The 11,124-nt window shown below is 63.6% G+C and carries 12 protein-coding genes; 5 read left to right on the top strand and 7 right to left on the bottom strand.

Features of this window, described 5'->3' with window-relative positions; genetic code table 11:
• Positions 1 to 30 precede the first annotated feature (30 nt).
• From ACL02S_RS17015 to ACL02S_RS17005, 3 genes are all read right to left on the bottom strand, one after another.
• Positions 31 to 696, bottom strand: a complete 666-nt coding sequence (locus ACL02S_RS17015) for a histidine phosphatase family protein (protein ID WP_412803418.1) — start codon at positions 694 to 696, stop codon at positions 31 to 33.
• Positions 693 to 1,607, bottom strand: coding sequence for a prephenate dehydratase (gene pheA / locus ACL02S_RS17010; protein WP_412803417.1), 915 nt, complete (start codon positions 1,605 to 1,607; stop codon positions 693 to 695). Before pheA ends, ACL02S_RS17015 begins: the two co-directional genes overlap by 4 nt.
• Before the next feature lie 94 nt (positions 1,608 to 1,701).
• The gene (locus tag ACL02S_RS17005) at positions 1,702 to 2,115 is read right to left on the bottom strand and encodes a hypothetical protein (RefSeq protein WP_412803416.1); all 414 of its coding nucleotides are present in this window, start codon (positions 2,113 to 2,115) and stop codon (positions 1,702 to 1,704) included.
• Between the two features lie 138 nt (positions 2,116 to 2,253).
• Between ACL02S_RS17005 and ACL02S_RS17000 the strand changes: the two genes are divergently transcribed.
• The 5 genes from ACL02S_RS17000 to ACL02S_RS16980 all read left to right on the top strand — a co-directional run bounded on the left by ACL02S_RS17000 (position 2,254) and on the right by ACL02S_RS16980 (position 6,593).
• Positions 2,254 to 3,021 (top strand): DUF2470 domain-containing protein, encoded by a 768-nt coding sequence (locus ACL02S_RS17000; protein ID WP_412803415.1) that lies wholly within the window; start codon positions 2,254 to 2,256, stop codon positions 3,019 to 3,021.
• Between the two features lie 69 nt (positions 3,022 to 3,090).
• Positions 3,091 to 3,885, top strand: coding sequence for a CPBP family intramembrane glutamic endopeptidase (locus tag ACL02S_RS16995; RefSeq protein ID WP_412803414.1), 795 nt, complete (start codon positions 3,091 to 3,093; stop codon positions 3,883 to 3,885).
• A gap of 114 nt (positions 3,886 to 3,999) precedes the next feature.
• Complete coding sequence (locus ACL02S_RS16990; protein ID WP_412803413.1) at positions 4,000 to 5,355, top strand: LCP family protein; 1,356 nt, start codon at positions 4,000 to 4,002, stop codon at positions 5,353 to 5,355.
• Between the two features lie 10 nt (positions 5,356 to 5,365).
• Positions 5,366 to 5,917, top strand: a complete 552-nt coding sequence (locus tag ACL02S_RS16985) for a ferritin (protein ID WP_412803412.1) — start codon at positions 5,366 to 5,368, stop codon at positions 5,915 to 5,917.
• 127 nt (positions 5,918 to 6,044) lie between these two features.
• Positions 6,045 to 6,593, top strand: a complete 549-nt coding sequence (locus ACL02S_RS16980; RefSeq protein WP_412803411.1) for a ferritin — start codon at positions 6,045 to 6,047, stop codon at positions 6,591 to 6,593.
• Between the two features lie 1,187 nt (positions 6,594 to 7,780).
• On the opposite strand, the gene ACL02S_RS16975 is transcribed toward ACL02S_RS16980, so the two are convergent.
• The 4 genes from ACL02S_RS16975 to ACL02S_RS16960 all read right to left on the bottom strand — a co-directional run bounded on the left by ACL02S_RS16975 (position 7,781) and on the right by ACL02S_RS16960 (position 11,022).
• Positions 7,781 to 8,701: a DUF5926 family protein gene (locus ACL02S_RS16975; protein WP_412803410.1), complete on the bottom strand. Its 921-nt coding sequence runs from the start codon at positions 8,699 to 8,701 to the stop codon at positions 7,781 to 7,783.
• 109 nt (positions 8,702 to 8,810) lie between these two features.
• On the bottom strand, positions 8,811 to 9,578 hold the full coding sequence (locus ACL02S_RS16970; protein WP_412803409.1) for a glycerophosphodiester phosphodiesterase: 768 nt from the start codon (positions 9,576 to 9,578) through the stop codon (positions 8,811 to 8,813).
• A complete protein-coding gene (locus ACL02S_RS16965; protein WP_412803408.1) occupies positions 9,575 to 10,633 on the bottom strand; it encodes a DUF4328 domain-containing protein in 1,059 nt (352 codons plus the stop codon). Before ACL02S_RS16965 ends, ACL02S_RS16970 begins: the two co-directional genes overlap by 4 nt.
• A gap of 20 nt (positions 10,634 to 10,653) precedes the next feature.
• The gene (locus tag ACL02S_RS16960) at positions 10,654 to 11,022 is read right to left on the bottom strand and encodes a rhodanese-like domain-containing protein (protein ID WP_412803407.1); all 369 of its coding nucleotides are present in this window, start codon (positions 11,020 to 11,022) and stop codon (positions 10,654 to 10,656) included.
• Between the last annotated feature and the right edge of the window lie 102 nt (positions 11,023 to 11,124).

Raw genomic sequence — 11,124 nt, 5'->3', positions numbered from 1 at the left:
CGAGCTTGCCGACCTCATCCGGTCGCTTGCTCACCCCATCGGGTCATCCGAGGTCGGCGCGACCTCGTATCCGAACGGCGGTGTGAATCTGCCCCAGCGAATGCACTGCCAGCCATCGCCTGATGTCGGGACCAGCTCGATGGTCTCGGTGTTGTCCAGATGGTTGTTGGTCGTGAACGGTGGTTGCACATCGGTGAGTTGCCGTCCGATCAGGCGCATGGCGGCGCCGTGACTGACCAGCACGACGTCGCCCTCAGCGCCGTCCGGCGACAGATAGGTCTCCCGTAACTCCGCGATCGCGGGGAGAAAGCGGTCCAGAACATCTCGGGCGGATTCCCCACCCGGCACTCGCATTGTGAGATCACCTTCGTGCCAAGCTCGATAGATCCGCTGGAAGGTCTGATGCGCTTCTTCGGTATGCGCGCCTTCCAGATCACCGGCTTGCACCTCGTGCAGGCCCGCAAGCACCATGGCAGCCACACCGGTCGCCGCCTCGATGTAGCGGGCCGTCTGCCGCGCACGTAAGGCTTCCGAGGAGAACAGTGCTCTCGGTGGCCGGAGCAGGCTCTCGCCGAATACTTTCGCCTGTGCCGCACCGCGTTCGGTCAGCGGCAACCCCGGCACCCTGGTATCCAGCAGTTTGGCGACATTGCCTTGGGTCTCCCCATGCCGGACCAGAATCAACCTGCCGGTCATAGGTCCGCCATCCCCTTTCTCAGCTGAAGCAGCCACTCCGCTGCCTCTTCGTCCGATGGTGGCGGCGTACCGGACGCCGCGGTAGCAGGCCAGGATCCGAGGAAACGAATCCGTGCGGTGCGGTGCAGCGCCTTGAGCGCCTCGGCCACCGCCGTATCGTCGATATGGCCGACACAGTCGATATAGAAACGGTAAGTGCCCTTGACGATTCGGGTAGGTCGGGACTCGATCCTGGTCAGATCGATACCCCTGGTGGCGAACTCCGCGAACGCGCGCATCAACGAACCCGGCTCATTGGGCAGTTCCAGCACGATCGAGGTGCGATCGGCTCCGGTCGCCCGCGGTGCCACCACCGGGCGGGTGCACAGTACGAAACGCGTGATCGCCTGTTCATGGTCGGCCACGCCGGAAGCCAGTGCGATCAGCCCGAGACGCTCCCCCGCCAGTGCGGTCGAGACAGCGGCATCGGCACGACCAGCCACCACATCTTCGGCCGCGGCGGCATTGGATGCCGCCGGGTAGGGTCGCGCTTGCGGCACATGCCGCGCTACCCACAACTGCACCTGGGCAGCGGCTACCGGGTATGCGGCGAGGGTACGCACATCCGGCAGTGTCGTTCCCGGCCTGCCGAGGATAGTGAAGCTCACCTCGAGTTCGGTCTCGGCAATGATCTGCAGACGCGGACCGATCGCCAGCGAGTCGAGCGTCGCCGAGATCGACCCCTCGACGGAACTCTCGATGGGCACCACCGCCCCATCCACCTCGCCGGAACGAATCAAATCCAATGCGGCCCCTTGGCTGGGCGCGGCGACCCGCTCGACGGGCCCGTGGAAAGCTCCCGAGGATTCGAACTGAGCGAGGGCCATCTCAGTGAAGGTTCCGGATGGCCCGAAGTACGCGATTCGCGGCACGGTTACGAGATTACTTGCGCGCATACCGGCGCTGTGCGCGGATTGCCACGGCAGGCTCATCCTCCGGCATGTTCGGCGTTCGCCTGGCGTGGGTTCAGGTGGCGCTCAGCGGGCGCAGCGCGGCGATCACCTGGTCGATGTCCTCGGTCTCGATGGCGAGCAGTACCGACCGAACCGCTTCGACAGCCGGTGGTTTCAGTGAACTCAGAAAAGGAATATCGGGGTTGTGCAGGGCCGCGCGAATATCGTCACCGCACAGCGCGGCTGCCGTGGCCGCGATGATGGCCACGGCACGCGTACCGGACGACGTACGCGCGATGAAACCGGTATCGGTATGTGCCACATATGCGAGAAATTCGGCGATCCCCGGGTCCGGTACGTCCAGTTCCACGATCGGCACCGCAGTACTCGGCCCGAGAGCACGGACCAATCCATCGACCAGACTCCGTCGTGGTGGCGTCGACAACATCACCATTACCGGTTCCCCGGTTTCCACCTTTTCCGACACATCCCCACGGTAACAACCTTGCTCGCCCCGCCTCGTAGTCGTTCATTTCGAACAAGAGGCTTGCACAGCCTCATCCAGGTGCCTTAGGTTAGGTTAACCTAATTATTTGAACACATCATTCACCTCACGGAGGTTCGTATGCCGCGTCCGGCCCCGCCTGCCGCACCATCCACCGCCGAACGGGTGCGCAACGCATGCGCCCATGCGGAACACGCGGTGCTGGCGGTACCTGGCATGGACCCGACGCCGGTCTCGGTACACCACATGCGACAGTGCGGCGACGCCGTCATCGCAGTGCCTGCCACTTCGGCCGCAAAGATTCTGACGGGCGATTCCGACGAACACGGAGCGCACGGGGTACTCGAACTCACCGACCACGCGCCCTTACCGCTGCGCGAACCGGTGCGCACACTGGTCTGGTTACGCGGCCGGGTGCACGCAGTGCCAGGACCGGAGCAACGCACGCTGGCCGACGAAGTGGCCGCGGAGCACCCGCATCCCGAACTACTCGATGTCGGCTTCGGCGCCACATTGCTACGACTGGTGATCAGCTCCGCCGTGGTCGCCGACTCGACCGGAGCGGAATCGGTGCACAACGACGAATTGCGGCGAGCGCTGCCGGACCCGTTCTGTGGCATGGAATCCGCATGGCTGCAGCATATGCACGCCGACCACGCCGATATCATGGCGCGGCTGGCCCGCCATCTACCCGCGCGCCTTCGCCACGGCATCGTGTACCCATTGGCCATCGACCGCTACGGCCTCACTCTTCGCATCGAAGGGCCGCACAGCGACCACGACTTCCGTCTGCCGTTCGGCGCACCGGCCGACAGTATCGAAACACTCAGCCGCGCCGTACTCATCCTGGCAGGCTGCCCGCTCCGGAGCGGTCTACGCGGCGGTTGATCCGGCACAACAGTTGATCTGCCGTAGGCCCGCTGCGCACCCATACCGCGAACGCAATAGATTCGACCCATGCGTGTGGAGTCCGGTGCCGCGGGAGACGCGGCCGAGCCGGCAGATCGAGAGCGACTCAGGAACACGCTCGAGATTCTCGTGGTGCTACTCGTCACGTTCGGGCTCAGCGGGCTCAGCGCCGTGCTCTCTCTGGTGGAAAGCGCGCTCGCACCGGGAGGAGTCGGGGGACGGACCGTCGCACTGAACCCGTCACGCTCCGCCCAGTCAACCATCGATCTGCTCTATCAGCTGCTCGGAGTGCTGCGACTGACCGGATGGGCGGCACTCGGGCTCTACCTGCTGTGGCGCGGCGGCATCGCACCACGAGTGATCGGACTGGCGAATCGGATCCGCTGGCGTACAGACGTACTGCCAGGCATTGCGCTCGCCGCTGTCATCGGCGTACCGGGCCTGGCCCTATATCTCGGCGCGCACGCCATGGGAATCAGTGTGACGATCGTGCCCGCCTCACTCGGTGACTATTGGTGGCGATTACCGGCATTGATCCTGTCTGCCTGCGCGAACTCACTAGCCGAGGAGATCATCGTGGTGGCGTTCCTGCTCACCCGGCTACGCGGGCTCGGCTGGTCGGCGAACACCGCACTACTGACCTCGGCACTGCTACGTGGCAGCTATCACCTATACCAGGGGCTCGGCGGCGGATTCGGTAACCTTGTCATGGGCCTGATCTTCGGTCGCTATTGGCAGCGGACGAACCGGCTGTGGCCATTGATCTTCGCCCACGCGGCGATCGACGCGATCGCCTACATCGGCTACACGGTATTGCACGATCATGTTTCGTGGCTGCCGTAATGCGACTGTGCCATGGCGGCCGGTAACGTCCCGGTCCGCTCGGCGAATCAGATAACAGGCCGCGGCCGCTCCGGCGCACGGCATCGACAACACCCGATAAGTAGAGTCTTGGTGATGAACGGCGACAACCCCCAGCGCAACGCACAGCCGCGCCGGATGCCGCCACCTCGCAGGCCCGGCGAACCCCCGATGCGGCGCCGCATGCCCGGCCAAGGCGGTCCGCCACCCGCCGAGCCCACTCAGGTACTGCGCCGGGACGGAGCACCCGACCCTTACGCACCACCACTGGCGTACTCACAGGCTCCACCACAACAGCCACTGCGCCCACCGCCACCGGCGGGCACGCACGCCCCCATCCAACGTGCGGCACCGCACCGAGCGGGGCCACCCCACGCGCCCGCCCAGCGTCCGGTCCGCTACGACAGCGGTCCACCACGCGCGCCGCGGCAACAACCGCGGCCGTATCGCGAAGGGCCGTCACGACCATCCCGGCGCGGTAAACGAGCGTCCCCGGCACCGCGACCACGCCGCAAACGCCACCCTTTCCGCTGGCTGTCGGTGATCCTGCTGATACTGGTACTTGCCGCCGCCTACGCTGTCATTCAGCTGGACCGCTCCCTCGACCGCGTCCCCGCGTTGGCGAACTACACCCAGCGAATCGGCGACACACCAGGGACGAACTGGCTGCTGGTCGGCTCCGATGGGCGCGACGGGCTGACCTCGGCACAGGAACAGGAACTCGCTACCGGCGGTGATATGGGCCCCGAGCGCACCGACACGATCATGCTGGTGCACATCCCCGCGTCGGGCCAGAGCACCCTGGTCAGTTTGCCGCGCGATTCCTATGTCAGCGTCCCCGGTTACGGCAGGGACAAACTCAACGCCGCATTCGCCTTCGGTGGTCCCGCGCTGCTCGTCCAGACCGTGGAGATCGCCACCGGTCTGCGCATCGACCATTACGCACAGATCGGTTTCGGCGGATTCGCCGATGTGGTCGACACCCTCGGCGGCATCGATGTCTGTCTACCGGAACCGATCGACGACCCACTCGCCGGCATCGACCTGCCCGCAGGTTGTCAGCGCTTGACCGGACCTCAAGCACTCGGTTTCGTGCGCAGCCGAGCTACTCCGCGCGCTGACCTGGACCGAATGAACAACCAGCGGATTTTCCTGACCGCCCTGCTGCAGAAAGCGACCAGCAGTGCCACCCTGGCCAATCCGTTCAAACTATGGCCGATGGCTTCGGACACCGCGCGATCGTTGAAGGTCGACAACGGCGACCACATCTGGGACCTCGCGAGACTGGCTTGGGCACTGAAAGGTGGCACCATCACCACAACGGTGCCGATCAGTGGTTCCACCGACACCGAAAGCGGCAATGTCCTGTTGTGGGACAAAACCCAGGCGAGCCGATTCTTCGACGCGCTGGCCCAAGACCAACCCGTCCCGGAAGACCTACTGACCAGGTAGCGTCGAGGCTATGCCGGACACCGATGTGGCCCAGTCCTTCCCTGACTTGCTGCGCACCCAGATCGGTCATTGGTTCACTACCGCCCAGCAATATCTCGCCGCCGCCGTGTACTTCGATTCGAATCGCTTACCGCAACTGGCCGGACACACCTATGTCCGCTCGCGCGAACAGTACGCGAACGCCTTGCGTATGACGCAGTACCTGCTCGATCGGGATATCGAGGTGCGCATCGGCGGACTGGGCGATATTCGGTCGACCTTCGACAACCCACACGCCGCGACAGCATTCCTGGTACAGACCGAGCAGACCTGCAGCACCCGGATCGGCGACCTGACCCGCTCAGCCCGCCTATCCGGTGACTATCTGGGTGAACGATTCATCCAATGGTTCGCCGAAGAACAGATGAAGAACGTCGCCGAGATGAACCGGCTACTGGCCGTGCTCGACCGCGCCGACGGAAGGCTGTTCGAGGTCGAAGAATTCGTCGCGCGCGAGCTACGGACGCAAGTGCGCAGCGATATCACTGCGCCCAAGATGGCGGGCGCTATGCAGAATAATTAGGCTGCACTACCCTCGATAAGGTAATACTAGCCTTGATAAGGTTGCACTATCCTTAGTCAGGAAACACTACCCTCAATAAGGCTGCACTTGGATGACAGGCGGCTCTGTCGAGGCTAATGTAATTCCTATGTCAAGCCATCCGGAATCCTCTCGCAGCAAATTCCATAGTCTGTTGCACGACCAGATCCGGCAGGAATTCAACGCCGAGCATCAGTACATAGCCATCGCGGTATGGTTCGACAATGCGGACCTGCCGCAGCTGGCCAAGCGGTTCTACGCGCAAGCGGTCGAAGAACGTAATCACGCCATGATGATCGTGCAGTACTTCCTGGACCGAGATCTCAGCATCGAAATCTCCGGGGTCGACGCAGCCAAGTCTCGATTCGAGAACGCCCGCGAACCGATCGCGCTGGCACTCGCCCAGGAGAAAACTGTCACCGAGCAAATCATCCGACTGGCGAGCACCGCCCGCGAAGAAGGCGATTACCTCGGCGAGCAGTTCATGCAATGGTTCCTCAAGGAACAAGTCGAAGAAGTCGCCAATATGACCACCCTGCTCACCATCGCCGACCGTGCCGGATCGAATCTGTTCGACCTGGAAGAATTCATCGCCAGGGAGATGAGCGCCCCCCGCGATACCTCCGGTGCCCCCAGCACAGCAGGCGGCACCCTCTGACGGTGTCACTACCGACAGAAAACAAAAGAAAGCGCGAGTCCAGCTCTTCAGATGAAGAGCTGGACTCGTCAACGCATGTGAGTAGCGCTCTTATTTTCCTATGAAGCGAACAGTGAACCGAACAGCGACTCGAAGAGATTGCCGAACAGCGAATCGAAAAATGTCCCGGAAAGACTAGAGCTCATGCGATTTCCTACTTCCTCGTTAGTTAGGTAAAGCCGTCCTTACATACCACCGGCTCCGCACCATCAGATGCGGTGGTAATAAGAACCTAACCCGGCCGAACTATGATTCTGCGCAGAGTTCCCTGAGAATCTTCTGGGCGCAGCGCCGAGAGCTACCCCAGCCGCAGGGCGGTACCCGAAAACGACCCCCTGGTCACCGACGATGCAGCACCGGCAGACACCTCGACCCACATCCGGCGACCATCCCGAGACGAACACCGCATCCAGCGCCTCGACCAACCGAACGAAACGGGACCAGCTCTTCATGTGAAGAGCTGGTCCCGTCGCCGCATCCGAGTAGTGGAATTATTTTCTCATGAAGCGAATAGTGAACCGAACAGCGCATCAAAAAAATTGCCGAACAGCGAATCGAAAATTCATATAGCCCAGATCAGAAATCATGCGATTTCCTACTTCCCCATCAGTTCGGTAGATACGTCCTCACATAACACCGGTCACATACCACTTTATTGCGGTGGCAATAAGAACCCAACCCGGCCGAACTATGATTCCGCACAGAGTTCCCTGAGAATCTTCTGGGTGCGCGAGCGGTCAGGATGGACCCGAGGCAACCACGCTCATCGTTCGAACACCGCTCAACAACCGTGAGCACAGCAGTGCCGAACGGCACCTCAACCGCATCTCCGGTACCCACCACAGCGGGTGAAAACCTCCGACCACAACCACCAACCGACCACAAACCACCAAAAAAGAAGCGGGCCCAGTTCGGCACCTGACGAACCGGACCCGCCACCGCGTGCGGGGGGGCTACCCTATCCGCTCATGGAGCTGAGCAATTGCTTGAGCAACAGCTTGAGCAGGATGTTTTCCATGATTCCCTACTTCCTCATCAATCTGGTAAGGATGCCCTCACCTCCCGCCTGCTGTGGCGGTAACTGAGAATCTAACCCAGATATCGATGAGAAACTATGGTTTTTCACAAATTCTCGGAGAAACCTGTGCTCAGCGCAGCGTGATCTGCCGCGACCGCAAGCCGTCGCGCGAACGCCGCTCGTCAGCCGTCAACGGCTCAGCACTGGCCAACGCCTCGCCCAGTCGAGCGCCGAATTCCACGGCCGGTTTCACCCATTCGTCAGGATGCCGCTCGCGGTCCAAGTCGAACACTGGAACGAGCACACCGTGGGTGCGGAACGAGCCGGCAAACCGGGAGCCCTCACCGAGGTGCAGGCCGCCGCTGGCGTGCAGACGGGCCAGGGCGAGCATCAGCTCGTCCTCGTCCTCGGGCCGGACCCAGCGAATATGCGCCTTCTCACCTGCGTCCACCCACCAGGCCGCGCCGATCGCCTCCGCGTCCAGACCGAGCCGCGCCGAAGGCATGATCGCCTGCTTTGCCTGTTCGATAGTCGCCGCGACCTGCGGATCTGGCTCGACACCTGCCGGAACCCACCAGTCGAAGTCCTGGTGGACAGTCAGATCCAAGGTAGCGGTGGGATCGATGACCTCGGCCAGCTTCGGGCCGCCTGCCGCACTCTCCGTAGAAGTCAGCGAATCGCCGGGCTCGGCGGACTGTGTCCACAGAATCGCGGCAGCCAGATCGGTGGCCGGATCAGCACTCTGGAACTGCACCTGCGCGCCGACGTAACCACTCGGCTCAGCACCGGCACGCACCAGCGCGGCCACCGCACCGGGCAGCACGGTGGCCAGCACAACCGGACGCTCGGGTGCGACCGCGGGCGATAACGTCAGCTGCGCAGTGGCCGAAGGAACGAACTCGCGGAGTGCGACCAGGTCGCACTCCGCGGCCAAGCCCTGAAACGGACGTGTGACGGCCTGCGCCGCCTGCTCCAGCGCTGCCCGCCGCTCGGCCAGACGCTGCGCCCGATTCCCGCCGGGCTTAGGACTATTGCGCTTGCTCTTACCCACGAAGAGCCAACCTACAGGGTGCGATTCACTACGGAGCGCGCGCCACGGCCGCTCCGAAAAGAATTCCCAGGAGTATCCGAATACAACAGGTTCAGCGGGCCTGGATCGATCAGGCCGCGCTGAGCAGCGATTTTGTGCGCCCGGGGTGATTGGTGGCGATCCAGCTGACGCCTAGATCAGCACATAGCCGCACATCGTCGGATTCATCGACGGTCCAGCAGTAGGTGGCCCGTCCCGCCGCGGCGGCTTTGTCGACCAGCTCGGGATGTTCGCGCAGCGTCTTCACCGAGGGGCCGACCGCTGTGGCGCCGACCGTCGTCGCGGCGGAACCGCCGAGGTAGCGCGACGACTCGCCGAGCAGAACGGTAGGCAATAGCGGCGCGGCGCGACGGATACGCCAGACCGCCGTCGCCGCGAAGGACATCACTACGGCGCGGGAATGGTCGGCCGAGGCTGGGGTGGCGATACCGAATCGCTGGAGCTCGGCGAGCAGCTTGTTCTCCACCAATGCGCCGTAGCGGACCGGATGCTTGGTCTCGATGAACAGCTTGGTCGGCCTGCTTCGCCAATCCAGCACCAAGGTGATGAGTTCACTGAGGGTCAGCACCTGGGCAGGCGAGCCATCGGCGCCGAAATCGAGTGCCCGCAGTTCCTCCAGTGTCATCTCACTGACCAGCCCACTGCCCGAGGATGTCCGGTCGACTGTGCGGTCGTGCAGGCAGACCAGATGTCCGTCCCTGGTCAACCGGACATCGCATTCCACCCCATCAGCACCTTCTCGGAGTGCCAGTTCGTAGGCAGCGAGCGTGTGTTCTGGTTGCGCCGCCGATGCGCCTCGGTGCGCGACGACGAACGGCGCGCGACTGCCCTGACTCACTTGGCCATAACCTCCTCCTGCTCACGGTTCTCGACACCGGTTTCTGTCGCGGGGGTAGCGGGCGCCTCGGCGAGCACAGGGCCTGCGGTGCGGTCGTGGTCACCGGGATGGACCGGTTCGATCACCGGCACGATGGGGTCGACCGCGATCAGCCAGCGGTGTTCGATCCGGCGCCTGCCGCGCAGATCACGCCCTTCGATCGTCCGCAACGTCCAGAGGGTGGACAGCGCGACGGTGGCGGCCACCACGTCGATGAGCGCGGTGAACAACACCCCATCCGCCTCGGCCTGCAACGAATCCGCGGTCCGCCACAAGAGCCCTGCCACCGCCATACCACCACCGAACAGCCAGGCCGCCCACCAGATCCGGATCGCACGCCGCGATCGGGGATCATCCCGCAATGCGGCGACCTCGCTCAAGAAAACCATCGGCCACAGCAGGTTGACCACTGGTACCAGGCAGCCGAACGCGAGCGCTCGCGGCGAACGCGGATCGCGGCGTCCTGCCTCGGCATACGCCGCCCTCCTGATCTCGATCAGCTTTCCGAGTACAGCCACGGCCGCCACCAGCGCGAACACGAGCGCGAGTACTCCGGCGCCGATAACGAACGCATCCGAGGTGTACAGCACCGCGGAAGGGATCAGGCGCGTCCGATTGCGCAACAGAACCAGATAACGTCCTACTTCGGCGAGTGCCGCGAGCGCGAAGAGCACCGCGGTCGTTACCAACAGTCCAGTCACGGAACCGGTCAATGCGCTGAGTGGCTGGCGCGGGGCCACCGCGGCCTGCGGCCGTGGATCGTGCAATCCCCAACGAGGAATACTGGTGTAGCGGGGCGGCCGCGCCCCGGTAGCCGGACGAACGGGTACCCGCGCATGGTGGGTGCGATGCTCCGGAACACGTGCCACCCAACGGTAGTTACGGCGTTCGGCAGGGGCATCGATCGGCGCGGGCGAAAGGAGCACACCGCGGCAGCGCGGACACCAGTGCATCGGCGCCCCCTGCACGCTCCAGCGCGCACCGCAGCGCGCACACGGCTGCACTACTGTACTCACCCGCGCACCTCGTTCTCTCGTCAATAGATCTTCGCCTCGTGGTCACCCTCGGCGGCCAATGGACGTCCTGCCCGCTGCCACGCCACCATGCCGCCACTGACCTGGATGGCTTCGTAGCCGATATGCGTGAGGTATTCGACCACCCGCAGGGAACGGCCACCCTGCCTGCAGACGACATAGAGATCCGCGTCGTAGTCCAGTTCCTCGATTCGCGCGGGGACCTCGACCATCGGGATATGGACCGCACCAGGGGCATGCCCGAGCTGCCACTCTTCGATCTCACGGATATCCAGCAGAATCGGTCGCAGCGCGGCGGCAGGCACCGGTACGTTGTCGAATTCAGCAGGCACGTGCTCCACAGTGACCGACGGAATGTGAGGGCTCGTCACAGACTCGATCCTGCCATGGGTGCGGGCTGACGCGCGTTCGATACTCTTGACGTCCTCCTCGGCATCCTCCGGCTTCTCGCGGGTACGCGCCCTACAGCTAGT

This window comes from Nocardia spongicola (assembly GCF_047200775.1).
Lineage (GTDB): Bacteria > Actinomycetota > Actinomycetes > Mycobacteriales > Mycobacteriaceae > Nocardia.
Note: the sequence above shows the minus strand (reverse complement) of the source record. Positions and strands in the feature narration are given on the sequence as shown.